Here is a 22,938-nt window from a genome sequence, read left to right on the forward strand (position 1 = left end):
AGGCGGCTCTATGGCCTACACCGGCGAACCCCTGCCCCCCGTGCCAGTCTGAACGTCGCTCGCCAGCCGGATACCGGTGAACTGCCAACAGGCGCTGGCCGCAAAGAAGTTGCGGTAAGTGGCGCGCGAGTGACCCGCAGGCGTGGCCACCGAGCCGCCACGCAGCACGTATTGATTGACCATGAATTTGCCGTTGTACTCACCCACTGCACCGGCCGCAGTGTGAAATCCGGGGTAGGGAGCATAGCTTGATGCCGTCCATTGCCACGCCGTGTCAAACAACTGGTTCAGCGCCGATGCAGAGTGGCTCAGTGCGGCGTGTTCCCACTCAAACTCGGTCGGCAAACGCGCACTGGCCCAGCGCGCATAGGCATCGGCCTCGTAATACGACACATGGCGCACTGGTTGGTGCGGGTCGAGTGCAATCATCCCCTGCAGCGTGAACGCCTGCCAGGTTGTTGCGCAGCTGCGCCAATAGAGTGGGTGCGCACGGTTTTGCGCCGTGCGCCAATCCCAGCCTTCGGCCAGCCAGTAAACCGGGTCGTCATACCCGCCAGCGGCAACGAAAACTGCGAATTCATCGTTGCTCACCAACCGGCTGGCCAATTGATAAGGCTGCAAAAACACCCGATGTTGTGGACGCTCATTGTCAAAACAAAAACCGTCGCCGACATGTCCTACGTCCACCAAACCCCCATCAAATCGCAACCAGGACAAAGGCGTTGCCTCGCCTGGCACGATGGATCCGACTTGATAGGAGGGCTGCATCGGGTTGCACGACAGCAGGTGCAGCATGTCGGTCAGCAGCAGCTCCTGGTGCTGTTGTTCATGCTGCAGGCCGAGCGTGACCATTGTCAGCAGCTCGGCATCCGGTCCACAGTCTGTCAACAATTGCACTATTCGTTGATCAACATCGGCACGATAGGCCAGCACCTGATCGAGACCGGGGCGGGTGAGCAGGCCGCGTTGCGCGCGCGGGTGTTTGTCGCCCACCGCGTTGTAGTAAGAATTGAACAGCACCCTGAAGAGGGCATCAAAAGGCTTGAAGCCCGCCTGCCAGCGCTCCAGCACAAAGGTTTCAAAAAACCAGGTGGTGTGCGCCAGATGCCATTTGGCAGGACTGGCCTCAAGCATGGACTGTACACAACAGTCTTCGGCACTCAGCGGGGCAGCCAGTGCCAGCGTGTGCTGGCGCACCGCCTGATAGTCTGAAGCCAATGACGCAAGATTCACTTTGAGACTCCAGAAAGTACCTCATGGGTGTGCCAGGATCACGGCAAACCAGTTGTCCGGATCGGTCCAGACTTGGGTTTGCGACAGTCCCGCACGCTTGAGTAGTTCAACGAAATCCGCTACCTGGTACTTGTAGCTGTTCTCGGTATGGATGCGCTCACCTTGGGCAAAGCTGCGCCCGCCCCCTGGCCAGTGCACATCGGTGGCAGTGCTGGCTTGAAGGTGCATCTCAATACGCGACGCTACCGGGTTAAAAAAGGCCAGGTGCTGCCACTGCGTTACATCAAAATCACTGCCGACGACCCGATTGACGTGCTTGAGCACATTCAGGTTGAAAGCGGCGGTGACCCCTTGCGCGTCGTCGTAGGCAGCGTGCAGAACCGCCATGTCTTTGACCAAGTCAACGCCGATCAGCAATGCGCCGTCGTCGGCAAGCAAACCGCGCAAACGGGTGACTAAGGCTAGGGCCTGCGGTGGATCAAAGTTGCCGATGGACGAGCCGGGGTAAAACACCAGTCGCTGCGCCATTGGCAAATCCACGGGTAGTGTGATTGCACGCGTCAGGTCTGCCACCACAGCGCTGACTTCAACACCCGGCAAAGCAGCGCGCAAACCAGCCACGGCTTGATGCAGAAAATCTTCCGAGATATCCAGCGCCACAAAAAGTCTGGGGTGAATCAGCTCACACAACGCACGCGCTTTTTCGCAATTGCCCGCACCCGGCTCGATCACCGTCACACCCGCACCCATGCGGCAGGCAATGTCTGAAGCATGCGTGGTCATGATCTGGCGCTCGACTCGCGTCGGGTAATACTCTGGCAGCAGGGTGATCTGCTCAAACAGCGCAGAGCCTGCTGCATCGTAAAAATACTTGGGTGAAATGCTGGCCTGTGGCAGCAGCAGGCCCTGCAAAATTTCGGCTTGTGGTGTCATGCGCTTGCTTGGTCCGATCGGCTGCGGGTGGTTTTGTCTTTCAGGGTCACAAACTCCTCCGCCGAAGTCGGGTGCAGCGCCACGGTGGCGTCAAAGTCGGCTTTGGTGGCACCCATGCGGATAGCCACCGCCAGGCTCTGGATGATTTCGGCCGCGTCGTCGCCGACCATGTGCGCGCCCAGCACGCGCTGGCTGGCGCTGTCCACGATCAATTTGACCAGCGTGCGCTCTTTGCCACCGGCCAGGCCACGGCCCAGGGCGCGAAAATTGGTACGGTAGATGTCGATTTGCGGCACTGCTTGGAGCGCCTGCGCTTCGGTCAGGCCCACCGTGCCAATCTGCGGCTGGCTGAACACGGCGGATGGCACCGTAGTCAGGTCGGCGGTCGTGGGCGCGGTGCCAAACAGCGTCTGCGCCAGCGCGGCACCTTCGCGAATCGCCACGGGCGTGAGCGCAATGCGGTTGGTGACATCGCCCACGGCGTGGATGCTGGGCACGTTGCTGTGGCCATAGGCATCGACGATGATGCCCCCGGTTTTGTCCAACGCCACCCCCGCCTCAGCCAAGCCCATGCCCTGCGTGTTGGGCAAGCGGCCGGTGGCGTAGAGCACGGTGTCAAAACTGTGTTGGGTTGCTGTGCCCTCGCTTCCGCTACGCAAACCCACTTGCAGACTGCCGTCGCCTGATTTTTCGATCTGGGTCACCTCGCTGTGCAGCAGAATGCGCACGCCGTTTTGTGCCATCTCGTCGTGCAGGTGGGCGCGCAGGTCGTCGTCAAAACCGCGCAGAATCTGCTCGCCGCGGTAGGCTAGTGTCACTTCACTTCCCAGCCCGTGGAAGATACCGGCAAATTCGACCGCGATGTAGCCGCCGCCCACAATCAGCACCCGCCTCGGTTGCTCGGGCAGGTTGAACACTTCGTTGGACGTGATGGCATGTTCGATGCCGGGCAACGCGGGCAAAAACGGCGTGCCGCCCGTGGCCACCAGGATGTGCTCGGTGCGAATACGCTGGTCATTCACTTCCACGGTGTGGGCATCGATCACGCGGGCGGCACCCTGCAGCACCTGCACGCCCGAGTTCAGCAGGTTTTTTTCGTACATGGCACTGAGCTTGCCGATCTCGGCGTCCATGGCCGCGATCAGTTTGGGCCACGAAAAAGTGGCGGGCGGCACGCTCCAGCCAAAGCCCGCGGCGTCGCGAAATTCCTGCGCGTAGTGCGACGCGTAAACCAGCAGCTTTTTGGGCACGCAGCCGCGGATGACGCAGGTGCCGCCATAACGAAAGCTTTCGGCAATCGTCACGTGCGCGCCCAGGCTGGCCGCTATGCGCGCGGCGCGCACGCCGCCTGAGCCGCCACCGATGACAAAGAGCTGGGTGTCGAATGAAGTCATGAAGGTTCCTGTTGCTTGTTCAATGCTGTGCCGCGTGAAATACCGCCGTGTCCGGATGAAACGTGTACCAGGCAAACCAATACGCTACCACGCCCGGCAATTTCCGGCCGTCCGCCGCATGCACCGTGGCTCGCGATGCGGCACGGTCAAAACGGATTGTCAAGCGGGTGCCAGCGAGTTGGTCGGTCACGAGGCCATTGGTTTTGCCCAGTTCGACAAACGGATAAGCCTTGGTGGCAGTGCCAATCTGAACCCCGAGCACGCGCTCCTTGGGATGAAAACCGGCCGAGCGGAAGGCCAGTGGAAACATGATCTGGGTGCTGCTGTCATAGCCCGCGTAGGGGTCGCGATCGTAAGAGCGGCTGTTGCCGGTGTCGGTTGACAGCACCTGGGTTGTTGCATGGCTGGCGCGCCAGTCGCTCCAGTTGGTGTGCGTGACCGGCAACGGGGCCAGGCGCTGGCCTTTCAAGGGGCCGCTGATCGCCTGGGCCAACAGTTGGGACCACAGCGAGCCGGTTTCCCGGTCGTACAGCAGCACGTCGTTGTTGTAGAGCAGGCCTGACACGCCAAAGCTGAGCACCCGGCCTTTGACGCGCCGCTCGAACACCATGCCGGTGCCGCACAAGGGGCAATAGGTGATGGTGATGGGCTCAGCGCCGAACTGGTCGTTCACCACTTCATGCCAGTTCAGGATGCGCAGCGGATAGGCCCGCGCCACCCCCTGATGCGCCAGGCCCAAAACCATGTCGTTGGCCTGCAAAAAGCCGGCCTCTTTCGCGCTGATGAAGCGCGGCCGGTCGATGGCCGGGATGCCGTCCTTGGCCGGCCCGCCCGAGACGATCTGGTCCGGCGCGATCAGTGGATCTTTCAAGTCGACGCCGTTCATGACCTGCGCATGCAACGTGCTGCTGACCAGCCAGGCAGACAGCATGAAAAAATGGCAAAGGAGGCACCACTTGGCCAATGCGGGTTTCATTCTTCTGCCTTCGCTATTTGTGCACCACGATGCCCGTGACCGCGTTAACGGGCTGGTTCCACGGCGCTGCTGCAATCTGCCGCTGGGCAAATTCCACACCGGCTTGCCAACGCGCCCGAATGCCATCCGGGGTGAAGTCGATGTCCTTGGTGTGGTCTTCGTCGTCAAGCGCGGGTGCCTGCATCGGCAGCAAGTGCATCACGGTGCTGCAGCCCCAGGCCAGCAACGCCTTGGCCTCTGGTTTGGCGCGCGTCGCCGGTGGCAACAGGCAGCCCAGCTCGCGCACGATATGGCGCAGGTGATGAAGCTGCTGCTGGCGCTCGGTGTGGCTCTCCGCCCGGCTGGCAAACTGGATGTCTTTGAGTCGGCTGCTGACCTGGGCGATGGTTTCGGGCACGGCACCTTCCTGCTGCCACAACTGGGCGGCGAAAATGACCGAATCCTGCCGCGGGTTGTCGTCCATCACCACTTCAAGTGGTGTGTTCGAATAGATGCCACCGTCCCAATAGGGTTCGCCGTCGATCATCACTGCCGGAAAAGCTGGCGGCAGTGCGCCCGAGGCCATCACGTGGTCTGGCGTCAGGGCGGTGTCACGGCTGTCAAAGTAGCGCATCCGGCCGCTGCGCGCGTTGACAGCGCCCAGCGTCAACCGGGTGGCGCCGGCGCTGATGCGCTCAAAGTTGGCCAGCGCGTCCAGCGTCTCGCGCAGCGGCTCGGTACTGTAATAACTGGCCTGTGTCACACCAGCCGGGTTGTGCGTGCCCAGCAGCGCGTAGGGGTTGGCTTTGAAAAAGCCCGGAATGCCCAGGCCGAGCGTGACCAGGTTATGCACCATGTTGCGCTTGCCAAAGGTGTTCCAGAGTGACGAAGAGGTGTTGGCGCTGCCGACCAGATGCCAGAATCCGCGCAGGCGCTCGAGCCGGTGCTCGGGCGTGTTGCCGGCGATGATGGCGGCATTGATGGCCCCAATCGAGGTGCCCACCACCCAGTCGGGCTCGATGCCTGCGCGGTGCATGGCTTCATACACGCCAGCCTGAAAAGCGCCCAGCGCGCCGCCGCCCTGCATGACAAGCACCACGCGGCCAGGTAATTCGCAGCCGGGGCTAGTGCTGGACGGTTTGGGTTGGGTTTTGGTATTTGCCATGGTTCAATCTCCTGGTTGCCTTGCGATCACGACGCCAGCAAGCGCAAGGCCACAATGGCCAGGCCAAAGGTGCTGATGACCGCGCCATACAGCAGGCCGCGCCAAGTTTGGTGGCCATTCAGCGCGCACGCCATATAACCGGCGGCAAACAACGCCAACACCAGCAACCAGCAGGCCGCGGCAAACGCCATGCCCAGCGACAGCCAGCCCAGTGCGACGGCTGCGAACGCCAGGGCGGGAACGACGGCAGGCAGCACGACCACCAGCGATCGGCGCAACAAATGGAGCCCCTCCGGCCATGTCAGGCGCCGCTTGAAGGTGATTTCATCGGCGAGTCCGCGCGCGAAGGCCTCGGCCACGGCATTGGCGCCGAGCGTGATGAAGATGGTGGCCATGGCGCTCCATTCGGTGAGCGCGGAACCCTCCAGCACGGTCAGCAACGCCAGCACAATTATCGCGCCGTTGAGCAGTTTGTAGAGCTTGTGGCCGGCCTCTTCGGTGGCAGTTGTCTGCATCTGGCGTTCCTCGACGGTCAATGGATTGGCGGGAAATTCCCGCGGCATTCCATAGTTTGTCGGGCTTGGCCGCCAATGCTTACAGTGCTGGCGCAATGGGCGCGCTACTGCGCCTGTGTGCCCTTGAGCCATTCACCAGGGGCGCAACCCAATTTGCGCTGGAAGGCGCGGGTGAGGGCGCTTGGACTGCCATACCCCACTTCACCAGCGACATGCTTGAGCGCCAGCCCGCGTTGCAGCAAGCCCTGCGCCAGCAGGACGCGCCAGCTCGCCAGGTAGTCGGCTGGGGTTTCGCCGGTGACCTGATGGAAATGCACTGCAAAACGGGCGCGTGACATGCCTGCCAGAGCGGCCATGTCCTCCAGTCGCCACGCCTGTTCCGGTTTCAGGTGCATGGCATTGAGCGCCTTGGCCAGGCGGGCATCGGCCAAGCCCGCGAGCGCGCCGCCGCGCGTCAGGTGTTGCGCAATACAGTAGCGCAGCAGCTGAATCATCAGCACCTCACACAAGCGGTCGAGCACCGCCTGACGGCCGTCCTGCTCGGCAAAGGCCTCGTCGAACATCAGCCCAAGCAAGGCTTCCACGCCCGGCAACCGCCGCAATTCCACCATAACAACGGATGGCAGCGAGGCGGTGATGGGGTTGCTGCTGCCACCCCCGAACTGCACCGTGCCGCACACCACGTCGGCACCGCTGCGCTCGTCAGCGATCAGCCGGTGGGTGTCGGGGCGCGGCAAAAATAACAGCGCCGGCTCAGTGATGGTGAAGCTCCCGGGGCGCACCCCCATGACTAGCACCGGACCGCGCCGGATCAGGTGCAGGTGGCCGCGCACGCTGTCTTGCTGGAAATCGTGGATGCCGCAGATGTTGCCGGTATAAAACACACCGGCGTGCAACGAGAAGCGGTTGAGTAGGGTGGTGAGTTGGTCCATCGCAAATAAGAATTTTTATATCACAGTGTAAGAAGTTGATGCCTACCACGTCTAAGCAAACAGGGAAGCATCACTTTGCGCCCCCCCCATTGCCACCACTTACCAACTGAGGAGTCGTCCATGAACGCACAACCTTCCGCCATCCGCTCTGCCATTCTGGCTTCTGTTTTTGGTATGGCCTTCGGCGCTCCTGCCGCCTTTGCCCAAAGCCCCTGCGCGCCGCGCAACCCATGTGCGCCACGCAAGATGAACCCATGTGCAGCCAAAAATCCATGCGCCGCGAAAAACCCGTGTGCTGCCAAGAACCCTTGCGCAGCCAGTGGCAAAGTGGATGTCAAGCTGGTGACTCGTCCAGCCGGCACGCAGCTAGCCAAAGGCAATTCGGCCGAGCTCATCGCCGAGGGTAAAAAACTGTTTTCCGACACCAAGCTCAGCACCAACGGGCTGTCGTGCAATTCATGCCACTTCAATGGCAACTCTTACCTCAACACGTTCGCCAAGCCCTATCCGCACTTTGTGCAAATGGCCGATGACCGTGGCGGCATGAAAAAAATCGCCCTTGATGAAATGGTGCAATTCTGCATGGTGGTGCCGATGGCCGCCAAACCGCTGGCCTGGGATTCGCGTGAACTCGCTGCCTTGACCGCTTACACCGCCGAAGTGCAGAAAACCTTCAAACCCAAGAGCGGTGCCGCCGCTGCCAATCCGTGTGCTGCCAAGAACCCTTGCACTGCCAAGAACCCTTGCACTGCCAAGAACCCTTGCACTGCCAAGAACCCTTGCGCGGCAAAAAATCCGTGTGCTGCCAAAAATCCCTGCGCCGCCAAGAAGTAAAGCGGCCAGTGCCCGACGATGGATGATCTGCACGACCTGACAACCGACGAGCTTCTCGCCATGCGCGCAGCGGGCCAGGACGTCATGGCGTGTTACCGCGTGCTGGACAAGGGCGGACTCAACGTCGTCGGTGAGATGCTGCGCGGCCAGGGCGAGTTCATCGAGCTGAACCACTTCCCCGACGACGACGTGTTCGACCGTGACAGCCAGTCGCAGTATTACTACCACGCGCACCGCGGGCTCGACGGTGAACACGGCCACTTTCATACCTTTGTGCGCCAGCCCGGCATGCCTGAGGGCATGGTGCCCGTGGTCTGCCAGGCCAGCGAGCCCTGGCCGCAAGGGACTGACGCGCTTTGCCACCTGATTGCCATCTCGATGAACGCCTATGGTTTCCCCACGGGCTTGTTCACCACCAACCGCTGGGTGACCGACGAGGCCTGGTACAGCGCCGCTGACGCCGCCCGGTTGCTGGCGCGCTTTCGTATCGATCACGCCGCGCCGTCATGGCCGGTGAACCGCTGGATCAGCGCCATGTTCGTGCTGTTTCGCCCGCAAATGGCAAGTCTGCTGATGCAGCGCGACGTGACCGTGGCGAACTGGGCTGCGCGGCATCCGGCGGCCGACGTGTTCGAAGACCGCGCGCTCGACATCACCAGCGCAATGCCCATTTCAGTCGAACAGCAGATCAGTCGTGTCGAGGCTCTGCTGGGCTGAATCAGCATTTCATCCCGTTAACGTCTGCAAGGAAAGGAATTTCATCATGTCTTACCTGAATATTTCACAAGTTCGCGCATGGCTTTTGCCCATGGTGCTGCTAGCTGCCAGTGCCGCTTACGCGCAAGCGCCGACCGTGCCCGGCACGCAGACGCTGGCCAGCAAACATGATTTCAAAACGCTGGTTGCGCGCACGGAAGCAGCCATCGGTGCGCAAAAAATGGGTTTGGTGGCATCGGCCAGCGCCAGCGCGGGTGCTGCCGGGCGCGGTATCACCATTCCTGGCAACACGGTGCTGATGGTGTTTCGCAACGACTTCGCCGTGCGCATGTTGCAGGCCAGCGTGCCCGCCGGTATCGAGGCGCCGATCCGGCTTTATGTGACCGAAAACGCCGATGGCACGGCCAGCCTGAGCTACCGCACTCCCAGCGCGGTGTTTGCCCCCTACAAGTCAGAGCAGCTCGATGCGATGGCGGTTGAGCTCGACCCCATCTTTGAGCGCATCGTGCGCGATGCCACCGGCGGTTAGTCAAAGTCGGGTGCTGCCAGCCTGGCCCGCCGGACGCCAGCCTATGCCACTGGTGGCGGGCCTTGCCACCTTGCTGCTGGTAGCTGTGCGCCTGGGTGCTGATGGCTGGCGACAGGTTGCCCTTTGGCTGACCGGTCTGGTTCTGGGCGTGGCGTTGTACCACGCATCGTTCGGTTTTGCCAACGCCTACCGGCGCATGCTGCTGGCGCGCGACATGCGTGGTGTGCAGGCGCAATTGCTGTTGCTGGCATTGACCACGCTGTGCTTTGCGCCGGTTTTTGCCAATGGTACAGCCTTCGGGCAGGTGTTGGGCGGCGCCTGGGCGCCGGTGGGCGTGTCGGTGGCAGTGGGCGCGTTCATGTTCGGCATTGGCATGCAGATCGCCGGCGGTTGTGGCTCGGGCACGCTGTACACCGCGGGCGGCGGCAGCTTGCGCATGATGCTGGTGCTGGTGAGCGCCTGTGCGGGTTCGTTCTGGGCCAGCCTGCACATGGGCTGGTGGCAACAACTGCCCTCAAAAGATGCCATCGTGCTGGCCGACCTGCTGGGCTGGCGCATGGCTTTGGCGCTGCAATTGGGTATCTTCGGTTTGCTGTCATTTTTACTGTGGCGGCTGGCGCGGCCTGTCGCGCCAGTACCAAGGCCAGCGACTAACGAATCGACAACCAGCGCCGTGCTGGCGCGGGTATTTTCTGGCCCCTGGCCGGTCATGGTCGCTGCCGTGGTGCTCGCACTCGGGAACGTGAGCACGTTGCTGCTGGCGGGTCATCCGTGGTCAATCACCTGGGGTTTCACGCTCTGGGGGGCCAAGGTGGCCGGGTGGCTGGGCTGGCGGCCAGCGCCCGACGGCTTCTGGCAGGGTGACTTTCAAAGCGGCGCGCTGGCTGGCGGTGTGCTCGATGACACCACGTCGATGATGGACCTGGCCATCATGCTGGGTGCTTTGTGTGCCGCGTCGCTGGCTGGTCGGTTCGCACCGCGCTGGGACTTTCCTTGGCGCTCGCTGCTGGCCGCGCTGCTCGGCGGTCTGCTGCTGGGTTACGGCTCGCGCATTGCCTATGGCTGCAATATTGGCGCGTTTGTGTCGGGGGTGGCCTCGGGCAGCCTGCATGGCTGGTTGTGGATTACCGCGGCCTTGCCGGGTACCTGGTTGGGCATTCGCCTGCGCCGGCGATTTGGCATGGCGGATTGAGTTAATGCCCGGGTCGGGTTTCTGTAGGAAGTCATAGGCATGTCACATCGTGTTTCACAAGTTCAGTTCGCCCAAACTGGCGTGATCGTCGGGACGGCGCCCCAATGGCCAGTTAAGCAGGCGCTGTTCTTGCGCGATCCGTACATCATTGATGCTGGCAAAACGACGTTGCATGAGGCCTTGCCGGTTGAATTCCCAGTTTTCGTTGCCATAGCTTCGGAACCATTGACCGGAATCATCGTGCCATTCGTAGGCAAAACGGACGGCAATACGGTCGTCGGCAAACGCCCATAATTCCTTGATCAAACGATATTCCAGCTCTTTGGCCCATTTACGCTGTAGAAATTGACGGACTTGATCGCGACCCTGCGGAAATTCACCGCGATTGCGCCAGAGCGTGTCTTCGGTATATACCAGCGACACGCGATCTGGATCGCGTGAGTTCCAGGCATCTTCGGCCATGCGAACTTTCTGCGCAGCAGAATCAGCGGTAAAGGGTGGCACAGGGGCTTTGATCTCAGAGGTCATGATGTTTTCCTGGTTAAATAAATCGTTCAGACTGCACCCGTTCGTCGGCAATGCCGAGTCGCCGGGCGGTTTTGCGCACGTCGTCAATCAAGCGGTCCGGGCCGCAAACGTAAATGATTGCATCGGCAGATACGCTACCCAACACCAATGACACATCCAGCCGGTTTGGCTCTGACGTCTGGCTGAAATAGAACCGGCATCGACTCGGAAAATGCCGCCGCAAATCTTCGACAAATGCCATTTCTTCAGGTGCTTTGCCAGCGTAATGCAGTTGAAAACTCAGGCCGCGTGCTGCCAGTTCGTCAGCCATTGCCTTGATTGGTGTAATACCAATGCCCCCTGCAATCAATAATGCCGGGCGACTGTCCTCGTGCAGCGGAAAATGGTTGCCAGGCACGTCGACGTTGAGGCGCGTGCCTAGTTGCCATCCGTCATGCAATGCGCGGGAGCCGCCATCGCCATTGACGATCCGGAAAACTGCAATGCGGTACTGACGCAAGTCGTCATCGGCGGTGGTCAACGAATAAGTGCGAGAGGTGATACCGCCATCAGGCATCGCAACTGGCACGCGGATATGCGCCCCAGCCCGGTACGGTGGCAACGCTTCGCCATTGGTATGCCGTAGCTCATAGGTTCGAATGTCCGGTGTCAATTGCTGTAGGCCGACGACGGTCAATGGCAATGCGCCATTTCCAAGAGTCTCTGGGATTTTCTCGGCGGCAGGAACTGGCTGTGGCAGTTTGGCCCCAAGGAGCAGCGCATCTACTTCTTGCTGGCTGTAGCGTGGGGTGATGTATTTGGGACAATTCCAGTCAAATGCTTCAACGTGGATGACGATACCGCGCTCCACAGGCGCGCGGGACTCGGGTGATTCCAGTTGCGCCAGCAGTTCTGGCTCGTTGAGCTCGTCCACCATTCGCGCCCGGCCCCAGATTTTCAGACGTCGTTGTTGCGGGTAGTCCATCAGCAACAGGCTGACACGGTCGTCACCGCGAAGATTTCCCACCGAGATGTACTGCCGGTTGCCGCTGAAATCTGCGTAACCGAGGGTCCGATCGTCCAGCACCTTCAAGAATCCCGCCTGCCCGCCCCGATGCTGCACGTAGGGCCAGCCAGTCTGGCTCACGGTGGCCTGATAAAAGCTGTCGCGTTCGGTTATAAAAGCCCGCTCGACTGCACTCAGTGCTGGCACCTCAGTTTCCCCAAGCTCTGTTGACCGATACGCAGATCGGCTACCCATTTCGGTTTGAACCGCCTGTACATCCGGGGTAAAACTGATTTTTGCAAACGCCATGGCCATGACCTTGCTCCTTAAATTTGAATTGAAACATTGGCATTTGCCTGGGCATTGCCACCAGGCGCGCTGGATGGACATAACGCCTTGATGTGGTACCCATTGAGCAGCAATAGTCCGTGCAAGGTTCAATCTTGAACCTTGCACTTTGCGTGGGCGATTTGGTCAGGCTGCCAATTTCAGCGCCACTTTCGGGAAGTCGATCTCAACCCGACTGGATTTACCGAGGATGTTGGTCAGTATGTTCATGCCAACGTGGGTGATCACCTCAACGATGTCAGCATCGCTGTAGCCGACATCACGCATCGATTGCAACTCCATATTGGTGACCTCGCCATTGTGCTCAGCCAGAGCGCGGGCAAATTTGACTGCAACAGAGGCTTTGACATCCATGCTGGAGCCAGCCCGGTTGGCTTCAATTTCTGCCCCACTCAAACCAGCCTTGCGGCCAATCGCAGAGTGGGCAGACAGACAGTACTCACATTGGTTTTTTTGCGCCAGTGCCAGCGCGATGCGTTCGCGGGTGGCCGCGTCCAGTGAACCCTTGTTGGCAATGTGATGCAAGCCGAGAAAGGCCTTCAGGGCATCCGGTGAATGGGCGAACACCCGCAAGAAATTTGGCACCATGCCCAGCTGGCTTTGAATCGCGTCCAACAAGCTGCGTTGTTCGGTGTTGGCGTTTTCGTTGCTGACGGCAGTAATACGGCTCATATAAATTCTCCAAAAATGGTTGCTTGACCTGTGAGAAATTCAGCAGGTGGACATAGTGTGTCTTGTTCCAATAAAGTTAAGAATACATAAAATTATCAATTTACTATTCCATTAATCGGAACACTAAATGAATCGATTTCACTTGATGAGTGTGTACATCGCGGTAGTTGAGAGCCAAGGATTTGCTGGCGGTGCCCGAAAGCTGCATATGTCACCACCCGCAGTGACGCGCGCGGTGGCAGCTCTGGAAGACCGTTTGAGCGTCAAATTGTTGAACCGCACCACCCGCTATGTGAGGATGACCGAGGCTGGCCAGAAATACTATGAGGATGCCAAACAGATCATCGCTTTGACCAATGAAGCCGATGATGCCGCTTTGGGTATCCATGCCGAGCCGCGAGGTCAATTGACGGTCACGGCCTCGGTATTGTTTGGTCGGCTGTATGTGATGCCAGTCATCATTGAGTTCCTGCGCCGATATCCGGCAATGAAAGTCAATGCGCTGTTTGTTGACCGGGTTGTCAACATGCTGGAGGAAGGTGTGGACATGGCGATCCGCATTGCCGAACTGCCGGACTCATCGTACCGGGCGCAGCGAGTCGGCTCAGCAAGGAGGGTGTTGTGCGCATCACCCGACTATTTGGACAAGCACGGCATTCCGCAAACGCCACAGGATTTACACACGCATCAAGTTATCCTTGCGCGAGGCTTGAATCCAAATGATGAAATGCGTTTTCTGCGCGACGGCCAAACACAGACGATCAAGTTACAACCGATATTGAGTGTCAGTGACAACGACTCGGCAGCTAATGCGGCCATGGCCGGGATGGGTATTACCCGCTTGCTGACCTACCAAATTGCCGAACCGCTACACGTTGGCAAACTGAAGATCGTGCTCAGCGAATTCGAAAGCCCCCCAGTACCGATCCACATCATGCACCGTGAAGGTCGTCATTCGTCGGCGAAAGTCCGTTCGTTCGTCGATTCGATGGCCTCGCATTTGCGCACACTGCATTTTTGACCTGTCGATTGTCTCAATCCGGATTCTGGCGTGCCATTTTTTCACCATTGAGCCACTGCGTTGGCGAACAACCTAGCTTTCGAATAAACGCACGTGTGAGTGCATTGGCACTGCCGTAGCCGACATTGTCAGCCACGTGTTTGAGCTGTAAGCCTTGCTTGAGCAGCCGCTGCGCTGCCATGACTCGCCAAGTCGCCATATAGTTCGCCGGAGTTTCGCCGGTGATGGTACGGAACCGCACGACAAAGCGCGCACGTGACATACCTGCCAATGCGGCCAAACTCATCAGATTGCGCTTGCTGGCGGGGTCTTCATGAATGGCTGCAATGGCTTTGGCAAGTCGCGCATCAGCCAGCCCCGCCAATGTGCCGCCCTGAGTTAAACCCTGGTCAATGCAATGGCGCAACAGCCGGATCATCAGCACCTCACACAGACGATCAAGCACTGCCTGACGGCCGTCATTGTTGGCAAAGGCTTCATCAAACATCAACCCCAACAGTTCGTGCGCACCTGGCAAAGCAGATAGTTCAATCATCACAAGATCGGGCAAGGAGTCGGCTACCGGATTTCTGCGCCCCCCGCCAAACTGAACCGTCGCACACACGATGTCCGCGCCAGTGCGTTCATCCGCTATCAACCGGTGAGTATGAGGACGTGGCAAAAACAACAAGGTGGGTTCTATGACATCTAAAACTTGCTGTTTCACACCAATGATCCGCACCGGACCGCGCCTGATGAGATGAATATGTCCATGCAGGCTATCTTGCGCAAAGTCATGAATGCCACAGATGTTGCCAGTGTAAAAAACACTCGCGTGCAGCGAAAAGTGCTCAAGTAATGCGGAGAGTCTGTCCATGATATTTGAAACGAATAATCATATTTATGATATTTTTAACTACTTTTCGTATCATTATGACCATTAAAGTTAACCCCGTCGATAGCGATGTTGCCTTACCGGTTTGCCTCACTAACGACCTTCATCAACTCTTACACTTTTGGAAATCACCATGTCTAATCAGTTTCGTGCGTCACGTCGTAATTTTGTTGCAGCCAGCGCGCTGATGACAATCGCATCATTTGCGCTCCCCGAGCTTGCTCTTGCTTATGACGAAAATTCAACAAGCGCCTTGAACGTTGATGCAAATGGCATCGCGTTAAAGGGGTATGACCCGGTGTCGTACTTCTCGCCAAGTGGTCCGGCTGCGGGTAAAGCGGAAATTTCTGCAAAACACGGCGGTGCGACCTACCAGTTCGCCAACTTGCAGAACCGTGACACATTCGCTGCCAACCCTGCCAAATACATTCCTGCCTATGGCGGCTTTTGCGCCATGGGGGTCGCACTGGAACAAAAGCTCGATGTCAATCCGCAACTTTGGCGTGTGGTTGACGGCAAGTTGTATCTCAACGTGCACAAAGAAGCGCAAACGCGCTGGCTCGAAGACGTGAAGGGCAACTTGGCGAAGTCCGACAAGAACTGGCTTCGCCTCAAGGACAAGGCTCCAAAAACGCTTTGATTTTCTTTGCTTCCTGCGCCGTACGAGGTCAAACCAAACAGCCATTCTCAAGGAAAAAAATGATGATCAATGTCACGATGTACAGCTCAGCGAGCTGTGGCTATTGCCAAAGTGCCGAGCACTTGCTCAGACGCAAAGGCGTTACCAAGATCGACAAAATTCTGGTCGATCAGGAGCCGGGGGCACGCGAAGTCATGATGCAAAAAACCGGCCAGCGTACTGTGCCGCAAATTTACGTCGGTGATTTTTACGTGGGTGGTTTTGATGATTTGACGACGCTGGACAAAGCAGGCAAGCTTGACGCATTGCTGTCCCAATAGCACTTGTACGGCAGTGCAAATCAAAAACTTGCCCATGAATGCCCACGCCTACCACTAGCCCATTGCCCAGTCAAAATTGAAGAGAACGCAGATGACATTTTCATGATGCCAAATTTTTTTTTATTTACACGCCGTAAGAAACCCGCTGCTGCTTCGACCAATCCAGCAGCAGTGACCATCAAGTGGTCATTTGCTGAAAAGCGATCACTTTTTTATCCACCATTCATGCATTAAAGGACATCCTCATGACAACCGCATCCCAATCTCCTGTGACCCGCCGTACCGCCTCTGCCGCTGGCCTGGCCCTGGCCATGAGTGCCGCTTTGGGCATTGCCGCCGCGCCCACGGCTGCACAGGCTGCTGACACCGAAAAGTGCTTTGGCGTGGCGCTCAAAGGCAAAAACGACTGCAAAGCCGGTGCTGGCACCACGTGCGCTGGCACTTCCAAAGTGGACTACCAGGGCAACGCCTGGTCGATGGTGCCCAAGGGCACGTGCGAAAAAACCGTGTCCAAGACCTCACCCACCGGCCATGGCCAGCTCAAAGAGTTCAAGGAAGTCAAGGCCTGATAAGGTCACAGTCAACTGGAGCACCCGGTATGGCCGCAAGCGTCATGTTGCCCCTGCTGACCCCGGGTGCAGCTGCCTCCACTCTGCCCGCAAGGGCCGGGGTGGGGCTCAAGCCCGAGCATTTTCAGGACATTCTGGCCACCGAGCCCGACATCGGCTTCTTCGAAGTCCATGCCGAAAATTACATGGTGGCCGGCGGGCCGTTTCACCATTACCTGACCCGTATCCGCGAGCGCTACCCGCTCTCGATCCACGGCGTCGGCCTGTCCATTGGCGCCGATGCGCCGCTGGATACCGACCATCTGGATGCGCTGGCGATGCTGCTCAAGCGTTACCAGCCGCAATCCTTTTCCGAGCACCTGGCCTGGTCCACCCATGGCAAGGCGTTTCTGAACGACCTGCTGCCGTTGCCGTACAACACGGCCAGCTTGCAGCGGGTGTGCGACCACATCGACCAGGTGCAGGTGCACCTGCAGCGGCGCATGTTGCTGGAAAATCCGGCCACTTATGTCGAGTTTGCGGCGTCCACCTGGGAAGAGGGCGCCTTTTTGACCGAGGTGGTGCGCCGCACCGGTTGCGGTTTGCTGCTGGACGTGAACAACGTGCATGTGTGCAGCATCAACCACCAGCGTGATGCGCACGCCGCCATCCGTGCCATGCCGCTGCACGCGGTGGGCGAGATTCACCTGGCCGGCTTTGCCGATCAAACCGATGGCAACGGCGATCCGCTGCTGATCGACAGCCACGGCGCGCCAGTGGCGCAGGCGGTGTGGGCGCTTTATGACTTCACGCTGGGACTGACCGGCGCCCAGCCCACCTTGCTTGAGCGTGACAACGACATCCCGGTCTGGCCGGTGCTGCTCTCGGAAGCCGGTTTGGCCGAGCAGCGTTTGCAAATGCTGCTGGCTGAAGAGGTCATGGCATGAGCTACCAGACCACCTTCGCGCAAGCCTTGCTGAACCCGGAGTTGCCTTGCCCCGGCTGCTTGACCACCTGTAACGGCTCGGACCCCGCCACGCGTTTTGCGGTCTATCGCAACAATGTCACGGTGTCGCTGATCGACGCGCTGGCTGACACCTTTCCTGTCGTGCAAGAAATGGTGGGTGAAGATTTCTTTCGCGCCATGGCCAAGGTGTTTGTGCAGGCCCAGCCGCCGCGTTCGCGCCTCATGGCGTATTACGGGGACCAGTTCGCTGATTTTGTCAGCAGCTTCCCACCTGCCGCGTTGGTGCCATATCTGGCCGATGTCGCACGCCTGGAAATGGCCCGGGTTCAGGCTTACCACGCGGCGGATGTGCCACCCATCAACACCGACATCTTGCACCATGCGCTGGCCGAGCCGGAGCAACTCACGGTGTTGAGCCTGGTGTTGCACCCGTCGGTGCAGGTGCTGTCGTCGCCCTATGCCATTGATTCGCTGTGGGCGGCGCATCAGGGGGCGCTGTGCATCAGCACGGTCGATCCCGACGTGCCCCAGGCGGTGCTGGTCTTCAGGCACGGGCTCGACGTGGACACGCTGGCATTGGACGCTGCCACGGCGCTGTTTGTCACCCGCCTGCAAGACGGTGTGAGCCTGCTGGTGGCCACGGGCGAAGCCAGCACGATGGATGCCGAGTTCGATTTGACCCACACCCTGGGCTTGTTGCTGCGTTGGCAGCTCATCACCCACACCACCTTCGGAGCCCCACCTCATGAACACACGCACTGAACCCTTGAGCGCCACATCAGCGCGTGGTTTGATCCCCAATTTGATGCAGCGCTTTGTCGCCGTCTGCACGCGCATTCCCCATACGCTGGTGGCGTTGTTGGCACGCTTCTCGATTGCAGCGGTATTCTGGAAGTCCGGTGAGACCAAAATCCAGGGTTTTGCCATCGACATCGTCAACCAGGAATTCACGCTGGGCTGGCCGCGCCTGTCGGACTCGGTGGTGGATTTGTTCCGCGAAGAATACCAGCTGCCCATGATCCCGCCGGAAATTGCCGCCACAATGGCCGCCTTTGCCGAGCATTTTTTACCGCTGCTGCTCTTGCTCGGGCTGGCCACCCGCCTGTCTGCGCTGGCGCTGCTGGGCATGACGCTGACCATCCAGTTGTTCGTTTATCCCGACGCCTATCCCACCCACGGCACCTGGGCCGCCGTGCTGTTGCTGCTGATGGTGAACGGCGCGGGCAAACTGTCGCTGGACCACTGGATCGCGCGGCGCTACACCTGAGAAAGTCACCATGAACTCGGTATTGAACTGGCTCGGTGGGCGCCTTGCGCGCTACCTGGCCCGGGATGTGCACGTTCATTCAGCCGTGCCGGCCACGTCGCCAGAGCGGCTGCTGGCCACCTTGCGACCTGGCGACGTGCTGCTGGTCGAGGGCCACAGCCGCGTCAGCAGCGCCATCAAATACCTGACGCAGTCCACCTGGTCGCACGCCGCGCTGTATGTCGGGCCGGCGCTGCTTGGCGACAGCAACGCGCCCCCAGACCATTGTTTTGTGGAAGCCGACACCGTCAGCGGCGTGCGCAGCGTGGGCATTGACGCCTTTGCCGGCATGCACACGCGCATTTGTCGCCCGCTCGGCCTGAGCCCCGAAGAAAGCCAAAAACTGACCGCGTTTGCCATCGCCCGCATTGGCAGCCAATACGATTTGCGCAACGTCATCGACTTGGCGCGCTACCTGTTTCCCACGCCCCCGGTGCCGCAGCGCTTTCGGCGCAAGATGCTGGCGCTGGGCAGTGGTGACCCAACCCGCGCCATTTGCTCGACCCTGATCGCACAGGCGTTCCAGTCGATTCGTTACCCGATCCTGCCCGTCACGGTGCTTGCAAACGACGACCGGCCCGATTGCCCGGATTGTGTCAGCGAGATTCTGAGCGTTCGCCACCACAGCCTGTTTGCGCCACGCGACTTCGACGTGTCGCCGTATTTCCAGGTGATCAAACCCACCGTCGAGGCCGGTTTTGACTTTCATGCCTTGAAGTGGGGTGAGCAGGTGGGTGGGTTGGTGGATTCGAATTTCGATTGATGCGGTGGCGCCGCGGTGCCTTGCACTGGTCGGCCATGCAGCGTAACCGGAAATACGGTGATCCGAATTGACCGCCAGATAGCGGGCATTGCTTCCAGTAGTTCAGCGACAGCAGTGTGGTCGCAAATTCAATCAAAGAGACACCCGGACTCGACCAGGAGCTGCCGCCCAAGCCAGATCCTCCATTGCCGACATTGGCGCAGACGAATTCCAGATAGCTGACATTGAACGGTGCCGACGATCTCTCACCGCCGGGTTTCCGGTGTGTCTCTTTTGTTGTCGTACGCCAGGATTCGATGAGGTTTTCAAATCGAATTTCGACTTCAAACTTCAAACGGCCAGTAGTGTTACCTCATCCCGGCTTCACATATTCCTCAAAGTCGACCACTGGCAGCGGCCGACTAAACAGGTAGCCCTGATAGGCATGACAGCCCTGACCGACGAGAAAGTCCCGCTGCGCTTCACTCTCCACCCCTTCGGCGATCACCGCCAGCCCCAGGCTCTGCGCCAGGGCGATGATGGTGCGGCAGATTGCGGCGTCGTTCGGGTCGGTGAGAATATCACGCACGAAGGACTGGTCGATCTTCAGTTGAAACAGGGGCAAGCGCTTGAGGTAGGCGAGTGACGAATAACCGGTGCCAAAATCATCTAGCGAGAAACTCACCCCCCTGGCCTTGAGGGCGTTCATTTTCTCGATGATCTCTTCCACATGATCGAGCAGTAGGGTTTCCGTCAATTCCAGTTTCAGAAGGTGTGGATCAGCGCCGCTGTGATTGAGTGCGTCCATCACCTGATCGACAAAATCTGTGTGACGAATTTGACGCGCGCTGACATTCACCGCGATGGTGAGATGGGCCATCTGAGGCCGGGCAGCCCAGAGCGCCAGTTGAGCACAGGCCGTCTCCAGCACCCAGCTGCCCAGGGGCAGGATCAGGCCGGTGTCTTCGGCCAGAGGGATGAACTCTGCAGGCGACACCATGCCGCGCTCGGCATGCTGCCAGCGCACCAGCGCCTCGGCGCCGGTCGGGCGGCCATTACCGTCCACTTGTGGCTGGTAATGAAGGACGAACCGTTGCTGAGTCACCGCCTCGCGCAACTCGACCTCGAGCGCAGCGCGAGCAGTCACGACGGTTTGCATCGCCGGATCGAAAAAGCGCAACGTATTGCGGCCGGCCGCCTTGGACTGGTACATGGCCAGATCGGCCTGCTTGAGCAGTTCCTCGATGGTGTTTTGGTGGCCGCCGAACAGGGTGACGCCGATGCTGGGCGTGCTGTGGTTCACAAAATCAGCCAGAACGTAGGGCTGATTGAGGGCGGCGAGAATCTTTTCGCCCCCCTTCTTGGCCTGGCTGGCGGCCTCCTCGGAGTTCTCGGCCAGACCCTCGAGCATCACCACGAACTCATCGCCGCCCAGGCGGGCGACCGTGTCGCCCTCGCGCACGCAGTTGACCAGGCGTTGCGCCACTTGTTGCAGCAGCAGATCGCCCTTGTCGTGGCCCAGGGTATCGTTCAAGGTTTTGAAGTTATCCAGGTCGATCAGCAGTACCGCCCCGCGGCGGCGGCGGCGCGCGCTGGAGGCCAGCGCCTGATGCAGGCGGTCCATCAGCAGGCGCCGGTTAGGCAGTGCAGTGAGCGGATCAGAGAAAGCCAGGAGCTCGATCCGGTCCTGCGCCTGTTTGTGCAGTGTGATGTCGGAGAAGCTGCCGACGTAGTTGGTGACGCTTTCGTTCTCATCGAGTACCGCTGTGATAGCGAGCCACAGGGGGAAGACCTCGCCATTTTTACGCCGGTCCCAGATTTCGCCCTGCCAGTACTTGTCGCGATGGATGATTTCCCACATGGTCTGGTAGAACGCATCGTCGTGACGCCCGGACCCGAGCATAGAAGGCGTCTGGCCGACCGCCTCATTTTGAGTGTAGCCGGTGATTTGGGTGAACGCCCTGTTAGCCCGCAGAATGCGCTTGTTGGCATCGGTGATGACCATGCCTTCCTGGGATTCAAAGGCGGTGGCGGCGACGCGCAGATCGGCCTGCGCCTGCTTGTGGGCACTAATATCGGAAATGGTACCGATGAACAGCTTCCGGTCATTTAACTGGGTTTCATAAACCCTCAGTTCGATGTCAAAGCAGGAACCGTCTTTGCGCTGCCCCATCACCTCGTTTCGGTGGTCGATGATCTTCTTGATGCCGGTCTGACCGTAATTGGCGAGGTAGCCGTCGTGTTCGCCCCGGAAAGGCTCGGGCATCAGCATCTTGACGTTATTGCCAACGACTTCCGCGGCGCAGTAACCGAACATCTGTTGGGCTGACTGATTGAAGGACTCGACGATGCCCCGTTCGGACATCGTAATCACCCCGCTCTGAACGCCTTCCAGGACCACGCGCTGACGTGTTTTGATGTCGCGCAACTGGAGATTGCGCTTAAATCCAACATTGACCACATTAAGAACGTAGCCGAAAACTCCAGCGACGCAAATGAGCGTTGCCGGCCACTCGGTATGCGGTGACAGCTGAAATCCGTAGACACCGATCCACATGAGTGCGCCAACCAGCAAGGCCAGGACGGATTGCGCTGCGCCACGCCAGCCCTTGGCTGCCACGCTATTGATCAGATTGGCCAGAATTGCGGCGAAGCTCAACCAGATCGAGAACTTCAGGGCCGCGGCAAACATGCCAAGGAGTACGGAGTCAATCAGCAGATTGTTGGCCTCAGTTTCAACCGGTTTGTCCGCCCTGCTGGCACGCCAATACTGAACATGGGGGTAGACCAGAAAAAACAGTCCCAGAAAAATCCATACAGAAGGGCTGTAGCCCTTGCCGTGGATGTGTAGACCTGCCGCCACAAATGCCAGTGCGAAAGAAATCGCGCGCGCACGATAGTGCATGCGCACCAACCAAGATTTCCTGACTGGTGGCGCTGTCACCAAACTGGCTTCCAGTAACAGGAGTTCGGCTTTGTTTGGCGATCTGCTTCAGGCAGGCAGACCAAGTCAGGATGACGTCGGTGAAATGCGATGGCCATGGCCCATACGAAAACTGGAGTTGACACTTCTACTGCCCGAATTTTGAGGATTGATCCGTGTTGAGATGAGCTTGAAGCACGGGTGCTTTCCTTGCATGCAGTTTCAATTCTAAACCGGTGAGCCGAAAAACAGCATCGCACTGAAGTCTCGGCTGCAAAGGACTGTAGATGATCAGGACTTGCCTCACAGTCAGAAACTGCGATGAACAGATTAAGCGCTGCGCTGCAGTCCGTCAGCGGGAGAAATGGGCCACCTGCAGCGAACAGCCGCTTTGGCTTCTGCGACGACGCCGCCGAATGTCAGGTTCGCCTGCAACCTGTGTCAGCTCCGGGCACGTTGCCGAATGCCACGAACGACTTCTGTCTGGGGTTGAGTTGGCCCACCGTAAAGCTGCCTGTCATTTGCACCCGTTTTGGGTCTTGGATTCAACCGGTCGATGCAACAAGTTGGCTGAATTGTTCAGCAGGCGTTTCGTAGTTTAGAGTTTTCCGAGGCCTCTCATTGAGCTTCCTGGCCACTGCATTTAGCTGTGCTTGTGTGTAATT

24 protein-coding genes and 1 pseudogene are annotated in these 22,938 nt (G+C 59.2%); 12 read left to right on the forward strand and 13 right to left on the reverse strand.

All coding sequences use genetic code 11. The features are described from left to right. Positions 1-15: 15 nt before the first annotated feature. The 7 genes from egtB to PHF15_RS11090 form a co-directional block, all read right to left on the reverse strand. Positions 16-1,233: an ergothioneine biosynthesis protein EgtB gene (gene egtB / locus PHF15_RS11060; RefSeq protein ID WP_300121140.1), complete on the reverse strand. Its 1,218-nt coding sequence runs from the start codon at positions 1,231-1,233 to the stop codon at positions 16-18. Between the two features lie 21 nt (positions 1,234-1,254). Next, positions 1,255-2,166, reverse strand: coding sequence for an L-histidine N(alpha)-methyltransferase (gene egtD, locus PHF15_RS11065; protein ID WP_300121142.1), 912 nt, complete (start codon positions 2,164-2,166; stop codon positions 1,255-1,257). Beyond that, entirely contained in the window at positions 2,163-3,560 is a 1,398-nt protein-coding gene (gene gor, locus PHF15_RS11070; RefSeq protein ID WP_300121144.1) for a glutathione-disulfide reductase, read from the reverse strand. Before gor ends, egtD begins: the two co-directional genes overlap by 4 nt. 19 nt (positions 3,561-3,579) lie before the next feature. Next, a complete protein-coding gene (locus PHF15_RS11075) occupies positions 3,580-4,491 on the reverse strand; it encodes a DUF3179 domain-containing protein (protein ID WP_300121146.1) in 912 nt (303 codons plus the stop codon). Positions 4,492-4,549: 58 nt separating this feature from the next. Continuing rightward, entirely contained in the window at positions 4,550-5,680 is a 1,131-nt protein-coding gene (locus PHF15_RS11080) for a patatin-like phospholipase family protein (RefSeq protein ID WP_300121148.1), read from the reverse strand. Positions 5,681-5,706: 26 nt separating this feature from the next. Next, positions 5,707-6,195 (reverse strand): hypothetical protein, encoded by a 489-nt coding sequence (locus tag PHF15_RS11085; protein ID WP_300121150.1) that lies wholly within the window; start codon positions 6,193-6,195, stop codon positions 5,707-5,709. A 104-nt stretch (positions 6,196-6,299) separates the two neighbouring features. After that, entirely contained in the window at positions 6,300-7,127 is an 828-nt protein-coding gene (locus PHF15_RS11090; RefSeq protein ID WP_300121152.1) for an AraC family transcriptional regulator, read from the reverse strand. Positions 7,128-7,247: 120 nt separating this feature from the next. Here PHF15_RS11090 and PHF15_RS11095 point away from each other — a divergent pair, with 120 nt between their 5' ends. From PHF15_RS11095 to PHF15_RS11110, 4 genes are read left to right on the forward strand one after another with little or no spacing between them, the layout of a single operon-like run. Beyond that, on the forward strand, positions 7,248-7,961 hold the full coding sequence (locus tag PHF15_RS11095) for a hypothetical protein (RefSeq protein ID WP_300121153.1): 714 nt from the start codon (positions 7,248-7,250) through the stop codon (positions 7,959-7,961). Positions 7,962-7,979: 18 nt separating this feature from the next. Beyond that, the gene (locus PHF15_RS11100) at positions 7,980-8,678 is read left to right on the forward strand and encodes a hypothetical protein (protein WP_300121154.1); all 699 of its coding nucleotides are present in this window, start codon (positions 7,980-7,982) and stop codon (positions 8,676-8,678) included. A 46-nt stretch (positions 8,679-8,724) separates the two neighbouring features. Further along, complete coding sequence (locus PHF15_RS11105) at positions 8,725-9,207, forward strand: DUF302 domain-containing protein (RefSeq protein ID WP_300121156.1); 483 nt, start codon at positions 8,725-8,727, stop codon at positions 9,205-9,207. A gap of 43 nt (positions 9,208-9,250) precedes the next feature. Continuing rightward, positions 9,251-10,399 (forward strand): YeeE/YedE family protein, encoded by a 1,149-nt coding sequence (locus tag PHF15_RS11110; RefSeq protein ID WP_300121158.1) that lies wholly within the window; start codon positions 9,251-9,253, stop codon positions 10,397-10,399. 54 nt (positions 10,400-10,453) lie between these two features. On the opposite strand, the gene PHF15_RS11115 is transcribed toward PHF15_RS11110, so the two are convergent. The 3 genes from PHF15_RS11115 to PHF15_RS11125 all read right to left on the reverse strand — a co-directional run bounded on the left by PHF15_RS11115 (position 10,454) and on the right by PHF15_RS11125 (position 12,932). Beyond that, the gene (locus PHF15_RS11115) at positions 10,454-10,927 is read right to left on the reverse strand and encodes a nuclear transport factor 2 family protein (RefSeq protein WP_300121160.1); all 474 of its coding nucleotides are present in this window, start codon (positions 10,925-10,927) and stop codon (positions 10,454-10,456) included. Positions 10,928-10,940: 13 nt separating this feature from the next. Then, positions 10,941-12,227: a pyridoxamine 5'-phosphate oxidase family protein gene (locus tag PHF15_RS11120; RefSeq protein ID WP_300121162.1), complete on the reverse strand. Its 1,287-nt coding sequence runs from the start codon at positions 12,225-12,227 to the stop codon at positions 10,941-10,943. Between the two features lie 159 nt (positions 12,228-12,386). After that, a complete protein-coding gene (locus tag PHF15_RS11125) occupies positions 12,387-12,932 on the reverse strand; it encodes a peroxidase-related enzyme (protein ID WP_300121164.1) in 546 nt (181 codons plus the stop codon). Between the two features lie 127 nt (positions 12,933-13,059). Here PHF15_RS11125 and PHF15_RS11130 point away from each other — a divergent pair, with 127 nt between their 5' ends. Continuing rightward, on the forward strand, positions 13,060-13,953 hold the full coding sequence (locus PHF15_RS11130) for a LysR family transcriptional regulator (protein WP_300121166.1): 894 nt from the start codon (positions 13,060-13,062) through the stop codon (positions 13,951-13,953). 13 nt (positions 13,954-13,966) lie between these two features. Here the strand turns inward: PHF15_RS11130 and PHF15_RS11135 are convergent, their stop codons facing one another. Continuing rightward, positions 13,967-14,809 (reverse strand): AraC family transcriptional regulator, encoded by an 843-nt coding sequence (locus tag PHF15_RS11135; RefSeq protein ID WP_300121168.1) that lies wholly within the window; start codon positions 14,807-14,809, stop codon positions 13,967-13,969. 151 nt (positions 14,810-14,960) lie between these two features. On the opposite strand from PHF15_RS11135, the gene PHF15_RS11140 reads away from it, so the two are divergent. From PHF15_RS11140 to PHF15_RS11170, 7 genes are all read left to right on the forward strand, one after another. After that, positions 14,961-15,467 carry a YHS domain-containing (seleno)protein gene (locus PHF15_RS11140; RefSeq protein ID WP_300121170.1) on the forward strand — a complete coding sequence of 169 codons (507 nt, stop codon included), beginning with the start codon at positions 14,961-14,963 and terminating at the stop codon, positions 15,465-15,467. 62 nt (positions 15,468-15,529) lie between these two features. Beyond that, the gene (grxC, locus tag PHF15_RS11145; RefSeq protein ID WP_300121186.1) at positions 15,530-15,787 is read left to right on the forward strand and encodes a glutaredoxin 3; all 258 of its coding nucleotides are present in this window, start codon (positions 15,530-15,532) and stop codon (positions 15,785-15,787) included. A 245-nt stretch (positions 15,788-16,032) separates the two neighbouring features. Further along, positions 16,033-16,356: a DUF2282 domain-containing protein gene (locus PHF15_RS11150; RefSeq protein WP_300121172.1), complete on the forward strand. Its 324-nt coding sequence runs from the start codon at positions 16,033-16,035 to the stop codon at positions 16,354-16,356. 29 nt (positions 16,357-16,385) lie between these two features. Then, complete coding sequence (locus PHF15_RS11155) at positions 16,386-17,282, forward strand: DUF692 domain-containing protein (protein WP_300121173.1); 897 nt, start codon at positions 16,386-16,388, stop codon at positions 17,280-17,282. Further along, positions 17,279-18,064: a DNA-binding domain-containing protein gene (locus PHF15_RS11160; RefSeq protein WP_300121175.1), complete on the forward strand. Its 786-nt coding sequence runs from the start codon at positions 17,279-17,281 to the stop codon at positions 18,062-18,064. Before PHF15_RS11155 ends, PHF15_RS11160 begins: the two co-directional genes overlap by 4 nt. Before the next feature lie 43 nt (positions 18,065-18,107). Further along, positions 18,108-18,569 (forward strand): DoxX family protein, encoded by a 462-nt coding sequence (locus PHF15_RS11165; RefSeq protein WP_300121188.1) that lies wholly within the window; start codon positions 18,108-18,110, stop codon positions 18,567-18,569. Positions 18,570-18,579: 10 nt separating this feature from the next. Then, positions 18,580-19,371, forward strand: a complete 792-nt coding sequence (locus PHF15_RS11170) for a YiiX/YebB-like N1pC/P60 family cysteine hydrolase (protein ID WP_300121176.1) — start codon at positions 18,580-18,582, stop codon at positions 19,369-19,371. A 352-nt stretch (positions 19,372-19,723) separates the two neighbouring features. Here PHF15_RS11170 and PHF15_RS11175 read toward each other — a convergent pair whose 3' ends face one another. Both PHF15_RS11175 and PHF15_RS11180 read right to left on the reverse strand, forming a co-directional pair. After that, positions 19,724-22,255, reverse strand: a complete 2,532-nt coding sequence (locus tag PHF15_RS11175; RefSeq protein WP_300121177.1) for an EAL domain-containing protein — start codon at positions 22,253-22,255, stop codon at positions 19,724-19,726. A gap of 563 nt (positions 22,256-22,818) precedes the next feature. Then, positions 22,819-22,938: pseudogene (locus PHF15_RS11180) on the reverse strand (IS30 family transposase); the annotation flags it as partial.

Origin of the sequence: Rhodoferax sp., from assembly GCF_028689295.1 — a bacterium.
Lineage (GTDB): Bacteria > Pseudomonadota > Gammaproteobacteria > Burkholderiales > Burkholderiaceae_C > Rhodoferax.